The following is a 26299-nucleotide window of genomic DNA, read 5'->3' on the forward strand; positions in this document are numbered from 1 at the left end:
TGTGTTGTGTTGGCGGTCGCCCGCCCCCGTGCCGCCTAAGGCTAACCCGTCGGCCGATTCCACGGACGGCGGAAGCCCACCAATTGGTGCATCAATCTGCGGACAGTTTGCTAACCCCGCGCCTCGGGCAGCACATGTAGCGTCTGGCGCCACCTTGCCGGCGGAGGCCCGAAGGCCGTATGGGTGTTCTCGATGATCTTCTTGCTCATCAACCGGTTGCCGACACCGCCGATCACCGCGCCGACGCCGACGGGCAGCAGCTTGCCGAAGGCGATGGCGCCGCGCTTGAGCGTGTACTTCTTCACGAAGAACTTCAGCAGCCGCGCATTCAGTTGCGAGACGGCCGGTAACGGCACCGTCGCGGCACCGTCGGCCAGCCACGCGCCACTGGTGCGGCCGGTGCCGAGCAGATCCCCGATGGCGTGCTTGCCCGCATCGCCGACGAGTACCGCCAGGACCAGCGCGCGACGACGCTCCCGCTGAGCGACCGGGATGCCGTGCACCTCGGCTACCGCGAGGGCGAACACCGCGGTCGCTTCGAGGAACACCACGGTCTCGGCGGCCACCGCCGACATCGCGACGAGGGTGCCGATGCCTGGGAAGACCGCGGCCGATCCGACTGCGGCGCCGCTGGCCATGGTCGCGGCCAGGTAGTGCCTCTCAAGCTTGGTGATGATCTCGGCGGGGGTGGCACCGGGGTTGTGCTCACGCAACCGGTTGACGTACGCGGCCACTGCCGGCGCCTGCACCCGGGCACCGCCCTCGATGATGTGCGAGAGCGCCTTGGCGGCAGCGCCAGGGTCCTCGGCGTGGGCGTCATGCTTCACAGGCAACTGCCCCTTCATGCTGGAGCGAGCACTCATCGGCCGGCCTCTCCATCTCCGTACTCAGGAATTCAGGCTAACTCGTGGTCAACGATCGGCGCGGCATCTGAGTGCCCACACCGGCTGAGCTGGTAACGCGGATCACTCCGGCCGCGCCATCTGGGCCAGTAGCGACCGCCCCGTTTGCCGGGAAGAAAAAACCGGTATGCATTGCTAACCATATTCATGGCAGCATCGCCCCTTGTGGATCTGACAGCGGTAGGCGACGCCGCCGATAGCGGCGCGCCCGCCGAGGTGTCGGAGGTAGGCCGGACGCCGAGCCGGACCCGGATGATCGTGGTACTCGGACTGCTGGTCGCGCTCGGCCCCCTGACCATCGACATGTACCTTCCCGCGCTGCCCCGGATCGCGTCTGAGCTGGGGTTGTCGTCATCGGTCGCGCAACTGACGCTGACCGGGACACTCGGCGGACTGGCGCTCGGCCAGCTCATCGTCGGCCCGCTGTCGGATGCGCTGGGTCGCCGGCGGCCCCTGATCGCCGGCATCCTGCTGCACATGGCGGCCTCGGTGCTCTGCCTGTTCGCGCCGAACATCGAAATGCTCGGCATCGCCCGCACATTGCAGGGCGTCGGTGCTGCTGCTGCCTCGGTCGTGGCCATTGCGGTGGTGAGTGACCTGTTCGAAGAGTCGGTCGCGGCCGTCGTGATGTCCCGGTTGATCCTGGTCCTGGGCGTGGCACCGGTGTTGGCGCCCTCGCTGGGGGCCGCAGTGCTGTTGCGCGGGTCGTGGCACTGGGTGTTCGCCGCGCTCGCGGTATTGGGCGGCGCGATCCTGGCGGTGGCGGTGCTGGCGCTGCCCGAGACCCTCGCGGTCGCAGACCGGCGTCCGCTACAACTACGGGCCATCTTGCGCACGTACGTCGAGGTGCTCAGCGACATCCGGTTCGTGGCTCTGGTGCTCGTCGGTGCCCTCGGCATGTCCGGCCTGTTCGCGTACATCGCGGGTGCCGCCTTCGTGCTGCAGGGCCACTATGGCCTGGATCAGCAGACCTTCGCCCTGGTGTTCGCGGCCGGTGCGATCGCGCTCATCGGTGCCACCCAGTTCAACGTCGTGCTGCTGCGCCGGTTCGCCCCGCAGAAGATCGCGGTTGTGGCGCTGGTCGCCGCTTCGGCGTTCGGCCTCGGGTTCGTCGCGCTGGCGGCCCTGCATGTCGGCGGATTGGCGGGCTTCCTGATCCCGGTCTGGGCGATGCTCGCCGCGATGGGCCTGGTGATCCCGAACACACCCGCCGTCGCACTGGCCCGGCACCCCGATGCCGCCGGCACCGCGGCCGCCGCTCTGGGCGCCGCCCAGTTCGGGCTCGGCGCGGCGGTGGCACCACTCGTCGGCGCGCTCGGCAATGGTGAGTTGGCGCTCGCGGGCGTGATGACGACGGGCGTGGTGGTCGCGCTGCTGGCCTTGCTGGCCGTCGGCGACATGGGTACGTCGGGACACGAACGCCACCGGTCGTAGGCCTTCGGGTCAGTTGGCGGCACGGCCGAACTTGCTGACTTGTTCGGATTCGCGACTATCCGTAGCGTCGAAGTCGAGACCGGCACACCCGCCGGCCCCCAGACTTGATACCCACTGCATGCACACGTTGATTTCCGCCGGGATCCGCCGGTGAGTACTGCGCAAGTCAGTCGACCCTGGCACGCGCTCTGGGCCATGATGTTCGGCTTCTTCATGATCCTGGTCGACTCCACGATCGTCGCCGTCGCCAACGTCGTCATCATGCAGAAGCTCGGCACCGACTACGACGGCGTGATCTGGGTGACCAGCGCATACCTGCTGGCCTACGCGGTGCCGCTGCTGGTCGCGGGCCGGCTCGGTGACCGCTTCGGCCCGCGGAACCTGTACCTGGCCGGCCTTGCCGTGTTCACGCTGGCGTCGTTGTGGTGCGGCTTGTCCGGCAGCATCGGGATGCTCATCGCCGCCCGCGTGGTGCAGGGCCTCGGCGCCGCACTGCTTACTCCCCAGACCTTGTCCACGATCACCCGAATCTTCCCGCCCGATCGCCGCGGTGCAGCCATGAGCGTGTGGGGCGCCACGGCGGGCGTGGCGACACTGGTCGGTCCGTTGGCCGGCGGTGTGCTGGTGGACCACCTCGGCTGGCAGTGGATCTTCTTCGTCAACGTCCCTATCGGCATCGCCGGCCTGGCCCTGGCCTGGGTCCTGGTCCCCGAGTTGCCCACCGAACGGCACCGGTTCGACGTGCTCGGCGTGGTGCTGTCAGGCGTCGGCATGTTCGCCATCGTCTTCGGCCTGCAGGAGGGGCAGACGCACGACTGGGCGTGGTGGATCTGGCTGGTGATCCTCGCCGGCGTGGGCTTCATGGCCGCGTTCGTGTACTGGCAGTCGGTGAACCCCGACGAGCCGCTGATTCCGTTGACGGTGTTCCACGACAACGACTTCTGCCTGTCCAACGTGGCTGTGGCCACCATCGGCTTCTGTGTCACCGCGATGATCCTGCCGGTGATGTTCCACGCCCAGGCCGTCCTCGGTCTGAGTGCGACGGAGTCAGCGCTGCTCACTGCGCCCATGGCGATCGTGTCCGGGGTGCTGGCGCCGCTGGTGGGCCGGCTGATCGATCGGTATCCGCCGCAGCCCATCGTCGGGTCCGGGTTCTCGGCGCTGGCGATCGGGCTGACCTGGCTGTCGTTCGGGCTGACCCCGTCCACGCCGGTCTGGCAGCTGGTGCTGCCGTTCATTGCCATGGGTATCGGCATGGCGTTCATCTGGTCGCCGCTGGCGGCCACCGCCACCCGCAACCTGCCGCCGCGGCTGGCCGGCGCCGGGTCCGGCGTCTACAACGCGACGCGGCAGGTCGGTTCGGTGCTGGGCAGTGCCGGCATGGCCGCCTACATGACATCCCGGATCAGCGCCGAGATGCCGACGGGCGGGCGGCCACCTGCCGGTGAGGGCGCACCCGTGACGCTGCCGCCGTTCCTGCGCGAGCCGTTCGCCACCGCGATGTCGCAGTCATTGCTACTCCCGGCGTTCGTCGCGCTGTTCGGTGTCGTCGCCGCGCTGTTCCTGCGGGGTCAAGCGACGGCGATGCCGCTGGTTAGGTCCCGGGGATCGGTTCCGGAGTGGCCCGAGCCCAACTACTTTCCCGATGACGACGACTACGTCGAGTACACCGTCGACCGCGATAATCTGGACGCTTACGAGTCGTGGGACAGCTGGTACACCGAACCGGACGAGCGTCACGAGCACTACGAGGCCGATGAGCGCTACGAGGCCGACGAGCCGCTCACCGCACCAATTCCGATGCGCGTCGACCACTGGCCCAACTCACATCGCCCGGAATTCGTGGCGGCCGATGCGCCTGCCTCACCACGCCGAGGCCGCCACTACCGCGACGATGACGACGATCCGGGCGCTTACGGCCTGCATTCCATGTAGCTCGGCTCGCGAATGTAACCGCAGGGCGATTTGTGGCGGGATATTCCGCCGTCAGGTTACGTTCGCGGCCGCCGCTCACACGCTGGCTGACTGCTCAGTAGATTCGGCTGCCTTGCACTGACAGCACGAAACCGTGCGTCGCCTGGTCCTGACCCCACGCTTCGCCGGGATTCTGGATCTCGCAGGTGAGTGCGCCGTCACCGGCCGTCGCGCACACTTCGTCGTTCTCGTCGACAGAGCCCTTGGCACCGGGGACCACGATCTTCTGCCCGGGCGCCAACTGCCGGTAGCCGGCCGGGTCGACGGGCACGCCACCGTCCTGCGTTTCCTTCTGCCTGACATCCGCCTGGCCGTAAGTCGCCACACTGCCTGCGGCGACGTCGACCTGGGTCACGTCCGCCGGCACGCCCGGCAGCTTCCCCCAGCAGGTGATGCTGGAGTAGTACTGCCACGAGTTCGGCCCGTCGTACAGCTCGCAGTGCACGCCGTCGGCCGTCGTGAACCGGTACGAGGACCAGCCGTAGTGCTTGGGCCCGGCGTAATCGCAGAGGTTCACCGCGGTGTAACCGTCGAATCCGGTGATCACCGCGGGTGCACGGCTCGCATCGGTGGTGTCGCAGGCCTGCGTTGCGTGGCTGTCGGGCGCCTCGAGTCCGGCGAGCGTGAGCAGCGGCAGCGTCACAACAGCCAGGGCGTATCGGCGCACCGTATGGACGCTACCGCCCAAAGCGCCGCGCAATCAGCGGAACAGGACGGCGGGGTTCAGATAACCGGTCGGGTCGAATGCCGCCTTCAGCGTGCGCATGGCCGCGATATCGGCATCGGTGCGAGACATGCTGAGGTAGTCGCGTTTCCGGGTGCCGACGCCGTGTTCGGAGCTGACGTTCCCTCCGCAGTCGGCGATGAGTGTCATCATGGCGCCGTACAACGCGCGTTCGGTCTCGTCAGAGACGTTGCAGCGCACCAGGTTCAGGTGCAGATTGCCCTCGCCGATGTGGCCGAAAAGTACCGGGATGGCATCGGGTGCATGCTCGGCGGTGACGGTCACGGCCCGCGCGGTGAACCCGGCAATGCTGGAAAGTGGCAGCGACACATCGAATTTCAGCGGCGGACCGTACCAGCCGAGGATCTCGCCGATCGATTCGCGCACCTGCCACAGTCGCTGAGACGCGCTGATGTCCACGCCCACTGCGGGTTCGCCGACCAGCTGGGTGTCCTCGAGTGCGGAGGCCAGCAGCTCGGTCTGATCGGTGTCGCCGGCCAGCTCGATCAGCAGCTGCCAGGCACCGTCCACCGGTGCGGCGACTCCTAGATGTTCGGCGGTCAGCGCACTGCCGCGCGAGTCGATGAGTTCGAGTGCGGCGATGCCGTCCGTATCCCGGAATCGGCGGCCGGCATCGATCAATGCGTTCAGATCGTCGAAGCCGGCCACCGCGGTAACCCGCTGTGCCGGAGCCGGATACAGCCGAAGGTCAAGTCCGGTGATCACTCCGAGCGTGCCTTCTGCCCCGACGAACAACGAGGTCAGGTCGTAGCCGGTGTTGTCGCTGCGCACCTGACTGTGCCGGCGTATCAGCGAGCCGTCGGGCAACGCCACATCGAGGCCCAGAATCTGTTCGCGCATATTGCCGTACCGCACGGTGCGCAGCCCGCCGGCATTCGTCGATGCCATACCGCCGACAGTCGCCGAATCACGCGACGCGAGATCGACGCCGAACACCAGACCCGCGGCGGCCGCGGCGTGCTGGACCGCGGCGCAGGTCGCGCCGGCCCCGGCCCGGACCCGGCGTTCGTCGGTGTCGACCGCTGCGACCGCCGACAACCGTTCGGTGGACAGCAGGATGTCGTCATGCTCGGGAACGGCCCCGGCGACCAGCGATGTCCGCCCACCCTGGACCGTGAGGTAGGCGCCGGTGTCCCGGCACGCGCGCAGTACCGCCGCGACTTCGGCGTCGTTGCCCGGACGGACCAGTGCCCGGGCGCGGCCGCGATAGCGGCCGGTGTGGTCGACGACCCGGCCGGCGAGTACGTCGGAGTCGGTGGTGACGTATGCCGCGCCGACGGCAGCGGTGAGCCGTTCGATCAGGGGATCGATCATCGCTGCTGCCGGGCGATCTGAGTCCGCGCGTAGTCGACCGCGGGCGGTGGTACAAGAGGGCTCGGGATACCGACACGGCCGGTCTTGGTGTGGAATGTCACCATCTCGGCGCTCGGCCGGACCGCGGTGACCGTGGCCCAGCCGAGCGTGACGGTGCCGCCCGGGGTCGCCAGCATGAACCCGTAGTCGTTGAATCCGGACGCCCATTGCGCGCCGGGAAACATGGTGTGGCCCAACGCCCGATAGACGCGGTACCAGGTTGTGGCCGCGATGACGGCGAAGAACATCGGCAGTAGGACGATCGCGACGCCGATGGCCGTCGGCGCGGATCCGGCGCCGGCCGCCGAGAACCCGATGGCGACCACGAGGATCAACCACAGCTGCCACCGGGTCAGGGCTTGCCGAGTGGAGAGCCACGTGAAGTGCCGGCGGTCAGACGGGCCGGCGGTCCAGACGTGGTGAACGGGAGGCGTCTGCGGGCCCGGCGGCGGCATGGTCATGCGGTCACCGACAGGAATGCGCCGAGCTCGATCATCCCGTCCGGGGTCGACGGAAGGTAGTCGGTCAACAGCGCCGAGCGCACCATGTAGGCGGCGTACTTGGCGCGGCTGATCGCTACGTTGAGCCGGTTGCGGTTCAGCAGGAAACCCATGCCGCGGGGGACCTCGGCGACGGACGACGCCGTCATCGACACGAACACCACGGGCGCCTGCCGCCCCTGGAACTTGTCGACGGTGCCCACCTGGACATCGCCGTACCCGGCCGCGTCCGTCCGCTCGCGCAGCAGCACCACCTGCGCGTTGTACGGTGCCACGATCAGAACATCCTCGGGGCCAAGGGTTTTCGTGCCGTCCTCGTCGGACCACTGCCGGCCGACCAGATCGCCGATGGCCGCGATGATCGCCTCGGCTTCCTCGGGGCTGTCGGTCGCGTTGCCGTCGTGGTCGACGGTCATCAGGTGCACGCCGGGCTCGATCCCGGCCAATCGCCGTGCACCGCTGACGCTTTCAGCGGATAGCAGCCGGTTGTCGTATGACAGCGCCGATACCGGCGCGCACACCGCCGGGTGCATCCGGTACGAGATGTCCAGGAAGTAGCCGCGTTCGGCAGGCAGCGTGTGCCGGCCCTCGACCAGCCAGCTCAGGGCCGACTCGTCCACCGGTTCCGGGTGGGTGCCCTGGCTGACCTGTGGCAGCTGCTGCGGATCACCGAGCAGCAGCAGATTGCTTGCTGCCGACGCGACGGCGATGGTGTTGGCCAGGCTGAACTGGCCGGCCTCCTCGATGACGAGCAGATCCAGACAGCCCCGGGGGACGCGCCCGTCGTTGGCGAAATCCCAAGCGGTGCCGCCTATCACGCAGCCGTTGTGGTCCGCGATGAAGCGTGCGTACTGGTTGTCCGGGACGTCGGTGAACGGTGCGTCGTCCGGCGCACGCTTCTTGCCGACCATTGCGCCGTCGACCCCGGCCTTGACCACGCTGTTGAGGACGTTCTCCACGACGGCGTGCGACTGCGCCACCACGCCGATGCGCCAGTGGTCGTGGTTGACCAGGTCGGCGATGACCTTCGAGGCGGTGAAGGTCTTTCCCGTGCCCGGCGGGCCGTGCACCGCAAGGTACGACGAATCCAGATCCCGCAGGGCGGCAACGATATCCCGCGCGGTGTCGCCGGTACGGGGGAGCGGTCCCTTGGAGCCGGTGCGGGGGGCGGAGCGCAAGAGGATGTCCAGCACCGCGTTGGGCGGCAGCGACGGCAACCCGGCGGCCACCGCGCCGGCGGCCGTCTCGATCGCGTTCCGCAGTGGTTTTGTGTTCGGTGGCGGGCCTGGCGTCAGGGCGAACGGCAGCTGGTCGAACTCGTCGCCGTCTTTCCCGGTGCGGTGCATGATCAGCACTTCGGTGCCGTCCTCGTTGCAGTCCAGCACCTTGGCGGCGCCGGCGGCCCGGACGTCAGGATCGTCGGAAAGCCCTGCCGGAGAGGGCGGTTCATAGAGGGCGAAGACCTCGGCACCGGGCGGGATGGAGCCGGCGGCGATCTCGCCCCGCAGCAGCACCTGACGCTGCGGCTTACGGGCCTTGGGGGGCGTGTTCCAGTCGACGGCGATGTGCGGGGTGGTCGTGGCCACGAAAACGTCTGCGCTGTCGGCCCATTCGTCGACCGGATTGTTGATCCGGTCGAAATGCTCCCACCAGAACGGCTTTTCCTCGCGCTGGTGGTACCCGCGGGCTGCCGCGATCATGGCCACGGCCTGCTGTTCGGCGGAACGCGCCGTGGTGCCGTCGCCCGCGTACTTGGTCAGGGCGCGCTGCGTTGCGTCGTCGGCCGGCGCCGCGGTCTCGGGTCGTGCCGGGCCGCCGCTGACCGGCCCACGGGGCGCGATGCCCGCGGCCCACGCCACCCCGAGCAGCCACTCGCGCAGCCGCAGCGTGGAGCGGCAGTCGTAGTGGTTGTAGTCCTCGATCTCCTTGAGGACCGTCGCCGCTTCCTCGTGCTCCCCGGCGGCCTCCAACTCGGTGTAGCGCGCGTACTGCGTGATCGAGTCGGTGGCTTTGGTGACCTCGCCGACGCGCAACTCGCCGCCCATGTACAGGGGCTCCAGGTACTTGATGCTGTAGCTCTCGGTACCCACGCGAATGCTCTTGCGTACCAACGGTAAAAGGTCGACCAGCACGCCGTTTCGCAGCAGTTCGTCCACCTCGGCCTCGCCGACGCCGTAGCGCCCGGACAGCCGCAGCAGCGTGCTCTTCTCGTAGGCCGCGTAGTGGTAGATGTGCATGTTCGGGTACCGCTTGCGCTGCTTGCGCACCAACGCCAGGAAGTCGATGAGCGCCTGCCGTTCACTGGTCCGGTCATGTGCCCACAGCGGATGGAACGTGCCGGTGGCGGTCAGGGTGCCCCACAGGTACTCCAGACCCCAGTCCCGGCCGTTCTCGGTCCACAGCGGGTCGCCTTCGTAGTCGAAGAACAGGTCGCCACGGTCGGGCTCGGGCAGGCCGGTGAGGGGCTGCGCGTCGATCACCTCGAACTGGGGCTTGCCCTCGATCGGGGGAGTGACCTGCAGGCCCGCCTGCCCCACGAGATTCGCCACGATGCGGGACGAGAGTCCGGGCACCGCACCGGTGTGTTCGGCCAACTCGTGCATGGTGGTGATCCCGGCGTCGAGCAGCCGGGCCCGCTGGCTCACCCGCATGCCGGCCACTAGCAGGAGATCATCGCGTTCTCGGACTTCGACCGCGCAGTCATCGCATTGGTGGCAGGCCCGCAGGTCCGGGGTCTCCCAGGACACCGGTGCCCCACCGGCCCGGTGTTCGTCGAGCAGCCGCTGCAGCGCGGCGCGTCGGGGCAGGTACACAGGAAGCAGTTCGGCCACTGGATAACTGGCGACGGTGCCGTCCCCGAGCACCAGGTCGACTTCCGGTGCCACCGGCACCCCGGCCTGCTCCAGCGCGTCGGCGTAGGCCGCCAGCTGCAGGAGCGCCTCGACTTTCACCGAGCGGGCCAGCTTGGTGTCCCGAAGCCGATAGCGCCCGTCCTCCAGGATCAGGAAGTCGGCGAAACCCAGGAAGCGGCCATCGAACATCGCGGCCTGATAGATCACTGGCGCCCGGCGGTCGACGGCTGCCCTGGTGGCCTCGGCCGCCGCGAGCAGCCCGGCGACCGTATACGGCCGCGGCCGGCCGATCATCGTGACGTTGTCCCCGGACGCCTCGCGGAGCTGCTCCAGGTGCCGCTGCTCGTGGGCGTCGCCGAGTTCGGCTGTGCGCGCCAACAGATCGTCGTCCACCACGGCCTTCGGTCCCCGGCCCAGCATCCCGTCGAACCGGCGCAGCAGCGCGTACTCGCACCGCGCCGCGGCCGCGAGATCAGACGCGCTGTAGATGACCGGCGCGGTCTGATCGGTCGGACTCAGGAACACGTCGTCACCATATGGCAGCCCGGTGACAAAACGCCGGGGCTACGGTGGTCTCGGTGAGCCGGATTTTCACCACCAGCGTCGCTTCGGTCTACCCCCACTACGTCAACAAGGTGGAGAAGAACACCTAGCGCGTGTTGCCGATCAACTCGACGCCGTTGCCGTTCCAGTGGAATCGCACGACGCTCTTGAGCCCCGTCGCCGGGTTGGTGTAGCTCAGGGCGACGGTGTCGCCGGTGGATGCGGCCAGGTCGATGCCGTTGAACCCGTACGTGTCGGGCACGCCGGTCGGGATGAACTGGCCCAGGTGGAACATCACGGCGCGGGTATTGGGCTGCTCGGCGTTGGTGTTCGCTTTCACAATCACCACCGACAGTGGCGCGCACTGGTTGTAGTTGCCGGCCAGTGGCTCCGGGCTCCAGCCCTGCTTGCTGCGGGGATCCGCCGGCAGCGTGGACACTGCCTTGGCGATGTCAGGAGCGGTGAGACTGACTGCGCAGGGGTCCGCGGGTGCCGCGCTGGTCTTCGGACCGGCGACGACGGTCGGTGCGGCAGATTTTTTGGCCGCGGCCGGCGCCGTCGGATCGGGAGTCTTGGAAGCGGTCGAGTCGCCCGAGCCACATGCGGACAGGCTTGCCGCCGCGAGTGCGGCCACCGCGATCGTCATCAGTTTCGGTTCGGCGCAGCGCACCCGGCCACCCTATAAGGCGAACGAGGGGGAGTACGGTCAGCCATGCTGGGCGTACTGGACCTCGCCAGAGCGTCGGCACGCCGACGAAGACCTACTAGACTGCTCACATAATGACGACGTCTTCGCCCGAAGCCGACCCGGATTCGGGCGGCCAGAACACCACCACTGCACCCGCTTCTGACACCTCCGCCGAAACCGGCGACGAGGTCACCTTCGCCGACCTGAACATCCGTCCGGAGGTGCTGCGGGCGCTGACCGACGTCGGCTACGAGTCTCCCTCGCCCATCCAGGCCGCCACCATCCCGGCGATTCTGAACGGGTCCGACGTCGTCGGCCTCGCCCAGACCGGTACCGGCAAAACCGCCGCCTTCGCGGTTCCGGTGTTGTCCAAGATCGACCCCACCAGCCGCAACACCCAGTGTCTGGTGCTGGCGCCGACGCGCGAGCTGGCGCTGCAGGTGGCCGAGGCGTTCGGAAAGTACGGCGCGCACCTGAACATCAACGTGCTGCCGATCTACGGCGGCTCGTCGTACACGCCGCAGTTGGCCGGTCTCAAGCGCGGTGCGCAGGTCGTGGTCGGAACCCCGGGCCGCGTGATCGACCACCTGTCGAAGGGCAGCCTGGACCTCTCGCACCTCGATTATCTGGTGCTCGACGAGGCCGACGAGATGCTGCAGATGGGCTTCGCCGAGGACGTCGAGCGCATCCTGGCCGACACCCCGGAGTACAAGCAGGTCGCCCTCTTCTCGGCGACCATGCCGCCGGCCATCAAGAAGATCACCGCCCGGTATCTGCACGACCCGGTCGAAGTGACCATCAAGGCCAAGGCGCAGACCGCTGAGAACATCACGCAGCGATACATCCAGGTGGCCGGCGCCCGCAAGATGGACGCCATCACCCGGCTGCTCGAGGTTGAGCCGTTCGAGGCGATGATCGTCTTCGTCCGCACCAAGCAGGCCACCGAGGAAGTTGCCGAAAAGCTCAGGGCGCGTGGCTTTTCCGCGGCTGCGATCAACGGCGACATTGCGCAAGCGGTCCGTGAGCGCACCATCAACGGGCTCAAGGACGGCTCCATCGACATCCTGATCGCGACCGACGTGGCGGCCCGTGGCCTTGACGTCGAACGCATCTCTCACGTTCTGAACTACGACATCCCGCACGACCCCGAGTCGTACGTGCACCGCATCGGGCGCACCGGCCGCGCGGGGCGTTCGGGCACCGCGCTGCTGTTCGTCACGCCGCGCGAACGGCACTTGCTCAACTCGATCGAGCGCGTCACGCGCAAGAAACTCGTCGAGTCCCAACTGCCTTCGGTCGACGACGTCAACGCCCAGCGCGTGTCGAAGTTCCGTGACTCGCTCACCGACTCGCTCAACGCGCCGGGCATCGAGCTGTTCCGCCGGTTGATCGAGGACTACGAGCGCGACAACAACGTGCCGCTCGCCGAGATCGCGGCGGCGCTGGCCGTGCAGACCCAGGGCGGCGAAGAGTTCCTGATGAAGGAGCCGCCGCCGGAGAAACGCCGTGAACGTCCCGACCGGGATCGTGACGACCACGGGGACCGCGGCGACCGGGAACGCAAGCCCCGGTCGACGCGTGACGACCTGGCCACGTACCGCATCGCGGTGGGCAAGCGGCACAAGGTGATGCCGGGTGCCATCGTCGGCGCCATCGCCAACGAGGGCGGGCTCAATCGCAGCGACTTCGGGCACATCAGCATCCGCGTGGACCACTCGTTGGTCGAGCTGCCCGCCAAGTTGAGCCAGGACACGCTCAAAAAGCTGGAGAGCACCCGCATTTCGGGCCAGTTGATTCACCTGGAGCTGGACAAGGGCGGGCATTCCGGCGGTTACCAGGATCGTGGCGCACGTCCGGACCGGGGTTCGTACTCCGACCGCGGCGGCCGCCAGGATCGTGGGCCACGTCAGGGTGGCGGCCGTGACGACGATCGCCGCGGCGGCAAGCACGAAGGTCGAGGCGAGGGCAAGCGTAAGTACAAGTGACCCGGGTTGATTCACTCACCGGGGTCCGTGCTGTCGCCGCTCTGCTGGTGGTGTTGACCCACGCGGCCTACACGACGGGTAAGTACACGCAAGACTACGTCGGGTTGATGTACTCGCGGGCCGAGATCGGCGTGCCGATCTTCTTCGTGCTGTCGGGCTTCCTGCTGTTCACCCCGTGGGTGAAGGCGCTGGCTCGTACTGATGCCGAAAAGCCCTACGAGGCACCGTCGTTGCAGCGTTACGCCTGGCACCGGGTACGGCGGATCATGCCCGCCTACGTGGTCACGGTGTTGGCGGCCTACGCGTTGTATCACTTCCGGACGGCCGGCCCGAATCCCGGCCACACCTGGCTGGGGCTGATCCGCAACCTCACGCTCACTCAGATCTACACCGACAACTACCTGTTCTCCTGGCTGCACCAAGGTCTCACCCAGATGTGGAGCCTGGCGGTGGAAGCTGCTTTCTACGTTGCCCTTCCGCTGTTGGCCTACCTGCTGATGGTGGTGCTGTGCCGGCGGCAATGGCGGCCCGGGGTGTTGCTCGGCGCGCTCGGGATTCTAGCCGCATCGAGCTTCGGGTGGCTGACCTTGGTGCACACGACGCATTTCCTACCCGACGGCGCCCGGCTGTGGTTGCCCACCTATCTGATCTGGTTCGTCGGCGGGATGCTGCTATCCGTGCTGTCTGTGATGGGTGTGCGTGCCTACGGATTCCTGTGCATCCCAATGGCATTGGTCTGCTACCTCATCGCGTCGACACCCATCGCCGGCGCTCCGACCACGTCGCCGGCGACGCTGCTGGAAAGCCTGTGGAAGTCGGTGCTCTACGCGGCCATCGCCACGTTGGCCGTCGCGCCGCTGGGCTTGGGGAACCGCGGTTGGTACGCGTGGCTGCTCGGAAGCCGGCCGATGGTCTTCCTCGGTGAGATTTCCTACGAGATCTTCCTGGTGCACCTGGTCGTCATGGAACTGGTCATGGTCGAGGTGATGCACCAGCACATCTGGACCGGGTCGACGTTCGCGCTGTTCACGCTGACGACGCTGTTCACCATTCCGGTGGCGTGGCTACTGCACCGGTTCACCCGGGTCCGGAACTAGCAGTCGCAGCAGTCCCCGCGGCAGCAGTCGCAATCCCCGCAGTCACAACAGCAGTCGCACACACAACAGCTGTCGAACCAGCCGCCCTTGAGCTTGGTTTCCTTCTCCTGGTCCTCGGGATCTTCAGGTTCGGCGCGATCTTCGGGTTCGGCGCCGCCGTCGATCGGCAGCTCGCCGAATGGCGCCGCAGAAGGGCCGGCGCCGGGCGGCACATCCGCCGCTTCGAACCCCGCGCGGCTGAAGGTCCGGGTCACGGCCCGCCGTAATTCGCGGGTCAGGAGCCGATGCACCAACCGCCCAGCGGTGAATTCCACGTCGGCCAAGGCGAGTTCGATGCCGAGCACCGCGTCGTCGCACGTCGTACGGACATCGCCGATCGGTGTTGCGGTGGCGGTCACCGGATTCCATTTCCCGTGCGTACGGTCGGCGTCCAGGTCTTCGACCGCATCGAGCAGGTGCGCGACCCGCCCGAACAACCGACCGATTTCACCCAGTGGCTCCACGTTTGCCGGCCGCCCGGCCAGTACCGCGGTGTGCGCGAATGCCGCCGCGACCGAGGTTTCCGTGGGTTCGGTGACGGCGAGCAACGAACTGCCCGCCGCCGCAGCGGCTTCCAGTGCCGGTTGCCGATCGATGGCGTCCATCAGCACGGTGGTGTCGAAGCCGAGGGCAGTGCCGACTCCGGTGCCCTGCCGGACCCACCGGTCGGCGATCCGTCGGGCCGCGGGCCGCACGCCCGTGGCGGCGAACACCCCGTCTCCGTCATCGACATGGTCGCGCACCCGCGCCGCCGCGAGCACCAGTGAGACCACGGCCGCGAGCCGGACCGATTCACCTATCGCGACGTCGGCCTTGCGCATGCCCCGTAGCGGGCAGCGGCCGGCCTCCCGGCGTCCGGGCGCGGAGGTGGACTGTGCCTCCACCAACGCCGACACCACGAGCCCGTCGTAGTTGGTGGCGACCCGGCCGCCCTGACCGTAGTCATCGCGGAGGGCGAGGCACAGGCCGCACAACTGGGCGGTCCAGACGGCGGCGAGTTCCTTGCCGAGTCGATGCCGGCACGGCCGGAGGATGCCGAACACGGGTTGAAGATAGCTGCGGCCAGCGCAAACCGCAGAGGAACCACTCATGAATTAAATTAGGTTATGCTGCCCTAATGAGCGAGTCGAAACCGTCGCGTGGAATTCAGGGGGCACTGGTCAAACTGTGGCGGGGCGGCGACTACGAGCTGACCGTCACCGGCCGCACCCAGATCACCGCGAACTATCTGCGGCTGCACTTCACCACCGGGAACCTGTTGGCCGAACGGCCGGTGCACCCGACCATGTGGGTCCGCGGTTGGTTCCCCGACGGTGACAGGGCGCACCAGCGCGGCTACACGCTGGTCAACCCCGATCCCGTTGCCGGCACCACCGACATCGACTTCGCTCTCCATGACGGTCTGGCCACCCGCTGGGCCCAGGAGGCCAAGCCCGGCGACACCCTCGAGGTGACGCTGCTCGGCAGCAGCTTCGAGCTGCCCGAGCCCGCGCCGGCCGGCTACCTCCTGGTCGGCGACACCGCATCGCTGCCGGCCATCAACTCGCTGCTGCAGGCCATCGGCGAGGCATCCATCCAGGTGTATCTGGAGGCCGGGCACGACGACGACCGCGACCTTCAGGTGGGTACCGGCGCTCCGGGGCTGACCGTGACCTGGGTCGATCGCAAGAACGACGGCGAGGCACTGGTCGAGACCGTGCGGGCCTCGGCGTTCGACGCCTCCGACCACTTCGGTTGGGTGGCGTGCGACAACCGGACCACCCGGTCGGTGGTCAAGGTGCTGCGCGAGGACTACCAGATTCCGAAGAAGGCCATCAAGGCGCGGGCCTACTGGGAAGCTTGATCACGCCGGGCCGAGCGAAGCCACGGGACTACCGGGGAACCAGTTGGGCCACCACGAATTCGTCGAGCATCGCGCGCTCGTCGTCTTCGTCGGCGCCGGGGAACATCAACAGCGACACCATCATCCGGACCAGCCAGTTGGCCCGGCGGTGCGCGGCCTCGGTCTCGAGATCCGGCCACAAATCTGACAGGAACGCCGCCACCAGGCCGGTGATGACGTCCGACTGCGCGGCCACCTCACCGCCGATGGGCCGCTGGGTGGCGACGAACCACGATGACAGTGCGGGACTTTCCCGCACGCTGCGCAGTGCGATCGCCACTCCGTCGAGCAGCCGGGTGCGCGGGTCGCTGATGTCCGCGATCTGCTCGCCGACTTGGGCGAACACCCGAAACGCCTCGCGGTGCACGTAGGCCAGGTGCAGCACGTCCCGGTTCTCGTAATACCGGTACAGCGTGGCGCGGGAACAGCCTGCCGCCCTGGCGATTTCGAGCATCCCGACGGTCGCGGCGTCCTGCTCGGCGAACAGGCGGTCGGCGGCGTCCAGGATGGCCTCCGCTGCGACCTCGGTGCGTCGGCCGGCCAGCCAGTCAGTTGCCATCAGCAAATGGTAAACGGCACCGAGAGTGGACGTCGTACATAGCTGCCCCCGGCCCACTCGATGCTGTCCTCGTCGACGGTGAATTCCGGTATCCGCGAGAGCAGTTCGGTCAGTGCGACGCGGGACTGCATCCGCGCGGCCGCCGCGCCCAGACAGTGGTGCGCGCCGTGACTGAACGTCAGGATGTTGCGCGGTGCGCGCGTCACATCCAATTCGCCTGCGTTGGGCCCGTATTGGCGTTCGTCGCGGTTGCCCGAGCCGTAGAGCAACAACGCTTTGCGTCCGGCCGGAATGGTGGTGTCGCCGATGGTCACGTCGCGGGTGGCGGTGCGCGCCAGGCCTTGGACCGGCGAGGTGAGCCGGAGTAGTTCGTCGACGGATTCGGCGATGAGGTCGGGGTTTTCGACGAGCAGGCGGCGCTGGTCGGGGTGCCGGTGCAGGAGCTGCACCGCGCCGCCCAGCATCCCGGTGGTGGTGTCGTTGCCGCCGGTGACCATGGTGAAGGTGAACGCAAGGATCGACAGCAGATCAACGGTGTCGGCGGCCCCTTCTTCTTGCCCGGCGGCTACCAGGTGCGACACCGTGTCGTCTTCGGGCTCCGTGCGGCGGCGTTCGATGAGTGCCGTGAAGTAGCCCATCATGTCGCCGAGCGCGCTGCCCAGCGTCTCGAGTGCGCTGCCCAGTCCGCCCTCGGCGGTGTTGGCCGCGACGATGGCCTCGGTCCAGCCGTCGAATTGGTCGCGGTCGGCCTCGGGCACGCCGAGGTAGTGCGCGACGACCATCGACGGTAGCGGCTTGAACAGCTCGGTCACGATGTCTCCGCCGCCGGCGGCCTTGAGCTTCTCGAGCCGTTGCACGACGAATTCGCGGACCTTGGGCTCGACTGCCTCGACCTGGCGCGGGGTGAAGCCGCGCGACACCAGCTTGCGGAATTCGGTGTGCACGGGCGGGTCCGTCATCACCATCGGTGGGTTGTCTTGCAGGCCAATGAGTTCCAGCTCGCCGTAGTTGACGGTCAGGCCCTGCGCCGACGAGAATGTCTCGTGGTCGCGCGCGGCGGTCCAGATGTCGGCGTGCCGGGACAGCACGTAGTAGTCGGCGGCGGGATCGCCGGCAGGCACCACGTGATGCACAGGGTCGTGGTCGCGCAGTGACCGGTACATCGGCCAGGGGTCGACCCACCCGGCGGAATCGGCAAGCTGGAACGCCACGGGGGAGCCGGATGCCTCGTGAGACAAAATCGCCGTCATGTCTTATGTGTACGGCGGTCGACCGGATGTGTCAATGCTTCAGAGAGTCGGCGACTTGGCTTTTTCGCCACGTCGTATTCACGTTAGCGTCGTTGCCTCGGCGAATTTGACATATCGGGCTGGTCTCAGGCATGTGACCTGCTGCTTGTGCGGCTGTATGTAGCGGCACTGATGGATTAGGCGAGACGCTGTAGCGGCCTAGGTGTTCTTCACAGGCAGGTTGTGAACGCGTAGGCGGTCGATGGGTGTCTTGCCTTTGATGCCGCTGTGGGGTCGATGGTGATTGTAGTGATGCAGCCAGTGGGGATAGGTCACGGCGCGTTCGTCCTCTGATAGGTAGGTGCGTGCGTAGGCCCATTCGGTGGCCAGGGTCCGGTTGAATCGTTCGACCTTGCCGTTGGTTTGGGGACGGTACGGCCGGGTCTTCTTGTGGCTGATGCCATCGCCGAGCGCGGTAGCGAAAACCTTTGACCGATAGCATGATCCGTTATCGGTCAGCACCCGCTTAACAGTGATGCCGTAACCATTGAAGTAGGCGTTGGCCCGGACCCAGAAATCGGCGGCGGTCTGTTTGCGCTCATCGCCGAGGATCTCCGAGTACGCCAACCGCGAGTGGTCATCAACGGCATGGTGCAGGTAGGCGTAGCCGGCCCCGCTGCGGTTGCGCCGTCCGGCTTGGCGCCCGAGTTTGCGATGCCCACCGCCGTCGGGGATGCGACCGAGCTTTTTGATGTCGACGTGGACCAGGTCTCCGGGCGCGGGATGCTCGTAGCGGTGAGGTTTGGGTCGGCGCACGACCAACCCGGTGTTCTGGTCCAGATCACGCAGCAGCGGCATCCGGTAGCGGCGCAGGACCGCCTCCACAGTCGAGCGGGGCAGCCGTAGGTGCGCCGCGATGCGGTGCGGGCCCCAGCGACGGGTGAAGCGCACCTTGATGATCCGGCGCTCGCGACGCTGCGCCAGGCGCCGCGGGCTACGGTGCGGGCGGCTGGAGCGATCGGCCATCGCCTGCTTACCTCCAGCGCGGTAGCGATCGGCCCATTTCTTGGCCGTGGCCCTCGAACACTGGAATCGCTCGGCAGCACGAGCCAGCGGCCATCGGTCATCAACAACACACTGAGCCAGAGCCAAACGGCCACGCGGAGTCAGGAAGGCATTACGGTGAGACACGAGGACCTCTCGGTGATCGATGTGTGTGTGGTAACCACAGCGATACCGGAGGTCCTCACCTATTTCCGCTCACCACGCCGTTCACAACCTGTCCAAGAGTTACACCTAGGTCGGTTCTGTGCTGGCCTGTTCATCGGCGTTCGGGTGCTGCGTTAGTTGTGACGTTCGGCATTTGGAAAGTCGTTGAGCGTCGTGATGCCGTCGACACGAATCGGTCCCGCTGCGACGAGCACGTGCGCCGAAGGTCATCGCGATTTGTTGAGAGTGGTCGGCGATGTTGGCGCCGGCTGCGGCCTGTTCGCGAGGGTTGACGGTGGCGCGGGGACAGTGGGTACGACCCCAACTCGGTGCAACTCGTGAGATCACTAATGGTTAGCTGCCGAAAGTAGTTGCGGCGGAGGTTTTTTGCGGTCTGCTTCAGTTTTTGGACATGTGCTTGCGCATCCCGCGGCGAGCATTCATGACCTCCAATAGGTGGTAAATCGCTTGCGCCAGAACGAGAAAGTTACTGGCACCAGGACGGTTGGTGATGCTCAAAAGTTGGCCGGAAATTGGGTGGGTCACCTCGTCGCGGATCTTTCTCAGGCCGAGTCATTGTGCTTCGTTGTTGTTCTCCGTTGACCGGTGGTCGGACGCCTGCCCCCCTGGTGGTGTTCGCGGTATGTGACGACATGAGTAGAGCGCCTTCGTGATGCAAATCAACCGGTGGCGCGTCGACAGTACGAAATTACGTAGTGAACATGCGCGCATTACCGATGTGACGCCACTGCCTCTGATGGAACTCTCAACGGCATAACGGTTTTCAACCACATCGTGGAGGTGTAGACAGTGACCACGGCCGAAGATGCCGATGCTGCGGCGATCGTGCGGGACTTGGTTCTGGGCGGCGTCGCCGACCCTTTCCCCCTGTACGACAAACTGCGGGAACTGGGGTCAGGTGTGCACTGGTCCGATGTCCTGGGCGCGTGGATTGTTACACGCTATGACGATGTGCGGTCGATGGTGTCTCGGCACGATGCCTTCTCCAACGACACGTTCTTCGCCGGTGGCCCGGGAATTCACGATCCCGAGGATCCCGAACATCGTCGATTCATCTCGATCAGCTCGCGGCAGTTCATCTTCAAGGACCCGCCGGAGCACACCCGGATCCGGTCAATCTTCAGGCACGCGTTCACCCCGCAGTCGATTGGTCGTTGGCGCTCGACCACGGAGGATGTTGCCGATCTGGTCTTGAGCAGGTACCAGCCGGGCGACGAACTGGACATCATGCCCCGCCTCGCAGCAGACATCCCGGTGGCCGTGATCGCGTCCATTCTGGGCGTGCCTGAGGACATGTGGGCGCAGCTGCGCGAATGGTCGGAGGCGTTCGGGCGCACTTTCGATGCCGGAGTCCAGGGCCAGTTACGCGACGAGTCGATCCGCACCTCGCTGGAGATGATCGATTACCTGGCTGCTCTGGTCAAACAGCGCAAGGCTGATCCGCAGGACGATCTGATCACGCTCATCGCCTCCACAGAGACCGAGTCCGGCGAATTGCTGGAGCTGGATGAGGTGGTTTCCCAGGTGACTCTGCTGCTGTCGGCCGGCAACGACACGACCACTTCGCTGATCGGCAGCGCGATGACCATCATGATCGAGCATCCGGAGCTCAAGGAACAACTGCTGTCAGAACCGGCGATGATTCCCGTAGCCATCGAGGAGATGCTGCGGTTCGATCCTCCGTTTCACATGGACTTCCGCAAGGCGATTCGCGACGTCGAGTATGGTGGCCAGCAAATCAAGGCCGGTCAGATGTGCTTCCAGATCATCGCCGCGGCCAACCGCGACCCGCGCCAGTTCAGCGATCCAGACAGCATCGACATCTCGCGTGACGCGTCGCGGCACCTGTCTTTCAGCCACGGCATCCATTTCTGTGTCGGCGCGCCGTTGGCCCGCCTTGAGGGCGCGGTGGTGCTGGGCAAGATCCTCGAGCGCTTCCCAGATTTCAGCGCGGGCAGCCGGCCGGCGCAGCGTAGGACCAGCAACATTCTTGCGCGCGGATGGCATTCGCGTCCCGTGAGGCTCTGAGACATGGCCGGGATACGGGTAATCGTCCAGTCTGAACACTGCATGGCCAGCGGTATCTGCCAGCGAAGTGCGCCGCAGGTATTCGGTAGCACCCGGGACGGCTGGGTGGTTTTACTCGCCGAGCAGCCGTCACCAGAACTGCAAGCGGCCGTCATCCGGGCCGCTGAATCCTGCCCGGTGGGCGCGATCGAAACCATCGAGCTATCCGACGAGGACCCGAGAGGACTGCGTTGAGCACTGCAGCACAGGTGGACGGTGACCGGGTGGGCGTGCTACTCGGCAGCACCACGAAACCCGAAGACATAGCAGGTCTTACGAAGTGGGTGGAACAGAACGGATTCGGTGAGCTCTGGGTGCCGGAGGATTACTTTTTCCTCGGTGGTTTCGCAGCCTCGGCAATCGCGTTGAGTGCCACCCAACGGATCCGGGTCGGGGTCTCTGTGGTCTCTTCCGTGGTCCGCCATCCGGCACTACTGGCCATGGAGATCGCCACCCTGGCGCGGGCTTTCCCGGGGCGGTTCGCACCGGGCATTGGGCACGGGGTGCCAGCCTGGACTGCGCAGATGGGACTGACCGTCCGTTCCCCCATGAGCGCGCTGCGCGAAACCCTCACCGGCGTGCGGCGATTGCTCGCCTCCGAGACAGTGACCGATGCAGGCCGGGTACACAGTTTCGTCGAGGTGGCCCTGACCCACCCGCCGGCCGAGCGGGTTCCGTTGTATGTGGGTGTGCTTGGAGACAAGGGCATCGCACTCACTGGCGAAGTGGCTGACGGGTTGGTGGTCAGCGTGCTCGCCACGCCTGAATACGTGAGCGGCGCACGGATCAAACTGGACGCCGCTGCCGCCGAGGCCGGTCGGCAAGACAAGCCTGAACTCGTCGTGCTGTGCGCGATCAACATGTCTGTCGAACCGGCCGCGGCCGCTCAGAGCCGAGAGCAGATCAAGCCGGCGCTCGCCTTCTATCTGGCCGCGACCGGTCCCAACCCGATGCTCGGTTCGATCGGCGGTAACGACATGTTGTCCGACATGCTGTCGCGGGGCGGCGCCGACGTCGTGCTCGCCGAAATGCCCGATCACTGGGTGGATGCCATGTCGATCACCGGGACGCCCGCAGAAGCCACGATCGCGCTCAAACGACTCTTCGAGGCCGGTGCCGACAAGGTGGTCGTGGTCCCACTGATCGAGGACAACGGCCGAGAATCCCTGGCCGCCGTCGCGTCCCTCTTCTAGTCAGCCATTCAAGGAGGCAACACATGACTGATACCGAAACTGGCACCGACACCGCAGAGATCCTGGCAGTGCACAACGGGTGGCTGGAAGCCAATGTGGACTTGATCGCCGAGTCGATGTTCGGGTTCTTCCCGGTTGGGGACGCTTATCTGCAGTTCAACCTGAACGGCTTCACTTATCAAGGCGTCGAGGACAAGGCGAAGCTCTGGCGCAACCTCAACGCCATTGGGGCGAACATCAAGGCGATCTACGACACCTCCGATCCCACCGTGCAGGTCTTCGGTGACGTCGCGCTGCTCACATCCGAAGGGGAGTGCGAGCTGTTGCTGCCCAGCCCGTCGGGAACATTGGAGAGCTCAGGGCCCCTCCGGTTTCGTAACACCGAGTTCTACCGTCGCGACGACGGAAACGGTGCACCGCAGTGGCGAATCTGGCATATGCACGTCAGTGAGGCGGCCAAGGCCGGGACTGCGAAGTATGTAACGGAATGAGGGCTACCTTCCAGTCCCGGCAACTGCCCGGCCCGGCCGGGCAGCTGGCCGTGACCGCTTCGGGGTGGGCCGACCAGCGGACCGCTGTGGTGCTTCTGCATCCCATCAACACTGCCGGAGTGGTCTGGCACTCGGTGCTCCCGTTGCTCGACATGCCCGCGGTGGCGATAGACCTGCGCGGGCACGGGCAATCCGTGTGGTCCGGCCCATACACCGTCGACGACGGCTACGTACCGGATGTCCTCGCAGTGCTCGACGGCCTGCACGCCGATGCCGTACACCTTGTCGGCGGTTCACTGGGCGGGGCGATCGCGTTGGCGCTCGCGGCCCGCTACCCCGACCGGGTACTCAGCGTCACCACATTCGGTTCGACACTCGCCACGGGCGCATCTCACCAGGAGATCGAGGCGATGGTCGGGCGACTGGAGCGGATGGGGAGCCGGCGCTATTTCGCCGATCTGACACCTACGATCGTGGGCCCGAAATTCCGTGCGGAGCCGCGGCTGCTTGACGTCATCCGCGTCGCCGGCAACCGCCCGGAAGCCGTGGTCGGCGCGATCTTGCGATCCGCCTTCGGGGCCGATATCCGGAACTCTGTCAGTCGGGTGCTGGCTCCGGTTCTGGCGGTGGCTGGCACAGCCGATCCGACGTGCCCACCGGAGATGACGGTGGAGATCGCAACCGCCACCGGAGGCCGCACTGTCATCCTCGACGGGGTCGGGCATCTGCCGATGGTGGAGGTGCCCAGCCAAGTCGCCGCGCTGATTAACCAGCACACCCAGACAGGAATTCGGTGAGACCATGACATATTCGATTGTCGCGCGGGACCCGGCCTCGGGAGAGCTGGGCTGCGGATCGCAATCGCACTTCTTCGGCGTTGGGCGGCTGGTCGGCTGGGGTGAGGCCGGAGTCGGCGTGGTGGCCACCCAGGCCTTCGTCAACGTCGACTACGGACCGGGCGCGGTTGCGCAGATGCGGGCTGGGGCGTCGGCGCAGGCTGCAGTCGATCGTGTGACCGCCACGGATCCGCTGAGCGCTTACCGCCAGCTCGGCGCCGTCGATGCCGCAGGTCGCGCGGCGACGTTCACCGGCAGCCGATGCGCACCGGTCGCGACGGGACTGGTCGCCGACGGCGTCGCGATACAGGGCAACATGCTGTCCTGCGACAGAGTCTGTCACGACATGATGGATGCCTACCAAGGCGCGAATGGTCCACTGGCGGAACGAATTCTGGCCGCGATGGTAGCGGCAGAAGTCGCAGGCGGCGACATTCGCGGATCGCAGTCGGCGGTGTTGACGGTGCACGGCGGACAGCGCACTGATGCACCGTGGAACCAGGTCTTGATCGACATCAGAGTGGACGATGATCCCGACCCTGTCGCCGAACTGTCCCGCCTGCTGCCCTTGCATCGGGCCTTCGACGTCGTGGGTGCGGTGATCTTCGCACCCGACCTGATGATAGGGCCCTACCGCAATATCGCCACGGATGTGTTGCACGAGAAGCTTGCTGGGCTCGCCGAGGCAGCCAAGCTACTCGGTGCACAGAATCGTGAGGCGGATTTCTGGCGGGCGGTTCTCCTGGCTCGCAGCGGTGATCGGGACGGCGCGCGGGCCCTGTTCTCTGATCTGTTCGTTTATCGCCCGGCCCTGCGTGAGTTTCTCGCGGGCATTGGGCCGCTGGGTTTCCTCGACGATGTCGTGGACTATCTGTGACCGCCCAGGTGGCGGCTGCGGCCGCGGTGGATAAATGGCGGTGCGCCGAACTGACCGCTGCGATGGTGCGATGCGATACCAGTAATCCGCCCGGCGATGAGCGTTCGATCGTTCCGCTGCTGTCGGATGTGCTGGTCGGGCTGGGGGCCAAGGCTGAGGTTTTCGAACCGGCGCCGGGGCGGACCTCGCTTCTGGCCACTGTGCGAGGAACCGGTGCCGGCTCGCGCCGGCGGTTGCTGATCAATGGGCATATCGACGTGGTCCCGGTAATCGAGGATGAGTGGGCGCTGCCGCCATTCGGCGGGGTGGTGCGCGACGGCCGGCTTTACGGACGTGGTGCCTGCGACATGAAAGGTGGCATCGCCGCCGCGATCGAAGGCCTGCGGGCTTGCTTCGACGCAAAGCAGCCGCCGTCGTGTGACGTTGTGCTGCACTTGGTTGCCGACGAGGAGACCGGTGGCCATTGGGGCACTGCGGCGCTGCTGCGGGCCGGCCTTATCGCGGCGGATGCCGCCATCGTCCCTGAGCCGAGCGAGCTGCAGGTATGCGTTGCAGAGCGAGGCGTGCTCCTCGCTGAGATCACGGTGGTCGGTCGCGCCGCCCACGGAAGTGACCCCGCGGCAGGGCATTCCGCGATCGCGGACGCGGCCAGATTGGTCCGAGTGCTGCAGGAGGCTGACTTCGGCGCTCATCATCCGCTGCTCGGATCGCCAACGTGCAACGTCGGCGAAATTCATGGCGGGACGGCGCCGAATATTGTCGCCAGCTCGTGCGTGCTGCGCGTTGATCGTCGGGTATTGCCAGGTGAAACCCGCGAACATGCGTTGGAGACCTTGCAGGCGCTCATCGCCGAAGCTGGTGACAACATCGACAGCACCGTGAAGGTGCTCGCGTTCGCCGCCGGCTCCGAACTCAACGCAGAGCACCCGTTCGTGGGGTTCGTGCGCGATGCGGCTGAGGACGGACCATCCGTGCGCGGTCTCTATCTTGGGACGGATGCGCGCTTTCTGCGCAACGATGTGAACATTCCTACGGTGGTGTACGGGCCGGGCTCGATGACAGTGGCCCATGGCAGCGATGAGTTCGTCGTTCTAGATGAATTAGCGACCGCAGCAAGAACATTCGCGAACATCTTCACACGTTTCGGCGCCGATTGGGAGGGGGTTGGACCGTGCTGACGCCTATTCGGCGCGGAACATTTGATGGAGAGGGGCGCCAGTGAGCGTGAAAGTCGAACAGCCACACTCGTTTGGCGCCTGCCGGGAAACTGTTATCGTTGAAAACCAACGCCTGTTCGGCACTTTGTCAGACGAAGCATGGGATCGTGCCGGAGTGCATATTACTTCTGCCCGATCTGTATTCGTCGTCGGAGGCGGCCGAAGTGGGCTGGCTGTCCAGATGGCTGCCATGCGTTTGATGCATCTCGGACTTGATGTGCATGTCGCAGGCGCGGTAACCGCCCCGGCGATCGATGATGGCGACCTGCTGATCGCGGTTTCTGGATCAGGCACGACGGCCTCGGCGGTCGCTGCTGCGCAGACCGCGAAAAGGGTTGGTGCCAAGGTTATTGCAGTGACCACTGCCTCAGGTTCACCGCTTGCGCAGCTGGCCGATGAAGTCCTGACGGTGCCGGCCGCTGACAAACAGGATCACAGCGGCGCAGTCACGCTGCAGTACGCCGGGAGTCTCTTCGAGCAGTCCGTCCTTCTCGGCTTCGACGCGTTGTTTTTGTCTTTGTGGAGAACTAGCGACCAGACCGCGGAGAGATTGTGGCGGCGGCACGCAAACATCGGATGACTAATGAACGTCCAATTGGCATTACC

23 protein-coding genes are annotated in these 26299 nt (G+C 66.4%); 13 read left to right on the forward strand and 10 right to left on the reverse strand.

The features are described 5' to 3' along the window. Positions 1–110: 110 nt before the first annotated feature. On the reverse strand, positions 111–863 hold the full coding sequence (locus ACX12F_RS05965; protein ID WP_459368708.1) for a hypothetical protein: 753 nt from the start codon (positions 861–863) through the stop codon (positions 111–113). Between the two features lie 186 nt (positions 864–1049). Here ACX12F_RS05965 and ACX12F_RS05970 point away from each other — a divergent pair, with 186 nt between their 5' ends. Further along, positions 1050–2336 (forward strand): Bcr/CflA family efflux MFS transporter, encoded by a 1287-nt coding sequence (locus tag ACX12F_RS05970; protein ID WP_459368709.1) that lies wholly within the window; start codon positions 1050–1052, stop codon positions 2334–2336. 195 nt (positions 2337–2531) lie between these two features. After that, positions 2532–4271, forward strand: a complete 1740-nt coding sequence (locus ACX12F_RS05975) for a DHA2 family efflux MFS transporter permease subunit (protein WP_459370254.1) — start codon at positions 2532–2534, stop codon at positions 4269–4271. A gap of 94 nt (positions 4272–4365) precedes the next feature. Here the strand turns inward: ACX12F_RS05975 and ACX12F_RS05980 are convergent, their stop codons facing one another. The 5 genes from ACX12F_RS05980 to ACX12F_RS06000 all read right to left on the reverse strand — a co-directional run bounded on the left by ACX12F_RS05980 (position 4366) and on the right by ACX12F_RS06000 (position 10949). Further along, positions 4366–4977 carry a hypothetical protein gene (locus ACX12F_RS05980; RefSeq protein WP_459368710.1) on the reverse strand — a complete coding sequence of 204 codons (612 nt, stop codon included), beginning with the start codon at positions 4975–4977 and terminating at the stop codon, positions 4366–4368. A 33-nt stretch (positions 4978–5010) separates the two neighbouring features. After that, positions 5011–6369, reverse strand: coding sequence for an FAD-binding oxidoreductase (locus ACX12F_RS05985; RefSeq protein ID WP_459368711.1), 1359 nt, complete (start codon positions 6367–6369; stop codon positions 5011–5013). Further along, complete coding sequence (locus tag ACX12F_RS05990) at positions 6366–6869, reverse strand: hypothetical protein (RefSeq protein WP_459368712.1); 504 nt, start codon at positions 6867–6869, stop codon at positions 6366–6368. The genes ACX12F_RS05985 and ACX12F_RS05990 overlap by 4 nt, the downstream gene beginning before the upstream one ends. Further along, on the reverse strand, positions 6866–10285 hold the full coding sequence (locus tag ACX12F_RS05995) for a TM0106 family RecB-like putative nuclease (protein WP_459368713.1): 3420 nt from the start codon (positions 10283–10285) through the stop codon (positions 6866–6868). The genes ACX12F_RS05990 and ACX12F_RS05995 overlap by 4 nt, the downstream gene beginning before the upstream one ends. Positions 10286–10409: 124 nt before the next feature. Further along, a complete protein-coding gene (locus ACX12F_RS06000) occupies positions 10410–10949 on the reverse strand; it encodes an LppP/LprE family lipoprotein (RefSeq protein WP_459370255.1) in 540 nt (179 codons plus the stop codon). Between the two features lie 134 nt (positions 10950–11083). Between ACX12F_RS06000 and ACX12F_RS06005 the strand changes: the two genes are divergently transcribed. Together ACX12F_RS06005 and ACX12F_RS06010 are read left to right on the forward strand one after the other, a co-directional pair. Next, the gene (locus ACX12F_RS06005) at positions 11084–12976 is read left to right on the forward strand and encodes a DEAD/DEAH box helicase (RefSeq protein WP_459368714.1); all 1893 of its coding nucleotides are present in this window, start codon (positions 11084–11086) and stop codon (positions 12974–12976) included. Next, entirely contained in the window at positions 12973–14073 is a 1101-nt protein-coding gene (locus ACX12F_RS06010; protein ID WP_459368715.1) for an acyltransferase family protein, read from the forward strand. The genes ACX12F_RS06005 and ACX12F_RS06010 overlap by 4 nt, the downstream gene beginning before the upstream one ends. On the opposite strand, the gene ACX12F_RS06015 is transcribed toward ACX12F_RS06010, so the two are convergent. Beyond that, positions 14070–15155: a DUF5685 family protein gene (locus tag ACX12F_RS06015; RefSeq protein WP_459368716.1), complete on the reverse strand. Its 1086-nt coding sequence runs from the start codon at positions 15153–15155 to the stop codon at positions 14070–14072. The genes ACX12F_RS06010 and ACX12F_RS06015 overlap by 4 nt on opposite strands. A gap of 74 nt (positions 15156–15229) precedes the next feature. Between ACX12F_RS06015 and ACX12F_RS06020 the strand changes: the two genes are divergently transcribed. Beyond that, entirely contained in the window at positions 15230–15955 is a 726-nt protein-coding gene (locus ACX12F_RS06020) for a siderophore-interacting protein (RefSeq protein WP_459368717.1), read from the forward strand. Between the two features lie 28 nt (positions 15956–15983). Here ACX12F_RS06020 and ACX12F_RS06025 read toward each other — a convergent pair whose 3' ends face one another. From ACX12F_RS06025 to ACX12F_RS06035, 3 genes are all read right to left on the reverse strand, one after another. Continuing rightward, positions 15984–16553, reverse strand: a complete 570-nt coding sequence (locus tag ACX12F_RS06025; protein WP_459368718.1) for a TetR/AcrR family transcriptional regulator — start codon at positions 16551–16553, stop codon at positions 15984–15986. Further along, a complete protein-coding gene (locus ACX12F_RS06030) occupies positions 16553–17803 on the reverse strand; it encodes a cytochrome P450 (RefSeq protein WP_459368719.1) in 1251 nt (416 codons plus the stop codon). The genes ACX12F_RS06025 and ACX12F_RS06030 overlap by 1 nt, the downstream gene beginning before the upstream one ends. A 198-nt stretch (positions 17804–18001) precedes the next feature. Then, complete coding sequence (locus ACX12F_RS06035; protein WP_459367750.1) at positions 18002–18973, reverse strand: IS481 family transposase; 972 nt, start codon at positions 18971–18973, stop codon at positions 18002–18004. 828 nt (positions 18974–19801) lie between these two features. On the opposite strand from ACX12F_RS06035, the gene ACX12F_RS06040 reads away from it, so the two are divergent. The 8 genes from ACX12F_RS06040 to hxlB are packed head-to-tail and all read left to right on the forward strand — an operon-like array spanning position 19802 to position 26273. Continuing rightward, positions 19802–21040, forward strand: a complete 1239-nt coding sequence (locus tag ACX12F_RS06040; protein WP_459368720.1) for a cytochrome P450 — start codon at positions 19802–19804, stop codon at positions 21038–21040. A gap of 42 nt (positions 21041–21082) precedes the next feature. Next, a complete protein-coding gene (locus tag ACX12F_RS06045) occupies positions 21083–21274 on the forward strand; it encodes a ferredoxin (protein WP_459368721.1) in 192 nt (63 codons plus the stop codon). Continuing rightward, positions 21271–22272 (forward strand): LLM class flavin-dependent oxidoreductase, encoded by a 1002-nt coding sequence (locus ACX12F_RS06050; RefSeq protein WP_459368722.1) that lies wholly within the window; start codon positions 21271–21273, stop codon positions 22270–22272. The genes ACX12F_RS06045 and ACX12F_RS06050 overlap by 4 nt, the downstream gene beginning before the upstream one ends. Positions 22273–22295: 23 nt before the next feature. Continuing rightward, on the forward strand, positions 22296–22763 hold the full coding sequence (locus ACX12F_RS06055) for a nuclear transport factor 2 family protein (protein ID WP_459368723.1): 468 nt from the start codon (positions 22296–22298) through the stop codon (positions 22761–22763). After that, positions 22760–23560, forward strand: coding sequence for an alpha/beta fold hydrolase (locus ACX12F_RS06060; RefSeq protein ID WP_459368724.1), 801 nt, complete (start codon positions 22760–22762; stop codon positions 23558–23560). The genes ACX12F_RS06055 and ACX12F_RS06060 overlap by 4 nt, the downstream gene beginning before the upstream one ends. A 4-nt stretch (positions 23561–23564) precedes the next feature. After that, a complete protein-coding gene (locus tag ACX12F_RS06065; RefSeq protein ID WP_459368725.1) occupies positions 23565–24476 on the forward strand; it encodes a DUF1028 domain-containing protein in 912 nt (303 codons plus the stop codon). After that, entirely contained in the window at positions 24473–25654 is a 1182-nt protein-coding gene (locus tag ACX12F_RS06070; protein WP_459368726.1) for a M20 family metallopeptidase, read from the forward strand. The genes ACX12F_RS06065 and ACX12F_RS06070 overlap by 4 nt, the downstream gene beginning before the upstream one ends. Before the next feature lie 40 nt (positions 25655–25694). Beyond that, positions 25695–26273: a 6-phospho-3-hexuloisomerase gene (gene hxlB / locus ACX12F_RS06075; RefSeq protein WP_459368727.1), complete on the forward strand. Its 579-nt coding sequence runs from the start codon at positions 25695–25697 to the stop codon at positions 26271–26273. Positions 26274–26299 lie beyond the last annotated feature (26 nt).

Source organism: Mycolicibacterium sp. HS_4_1, from assembly GCF_054515875.1.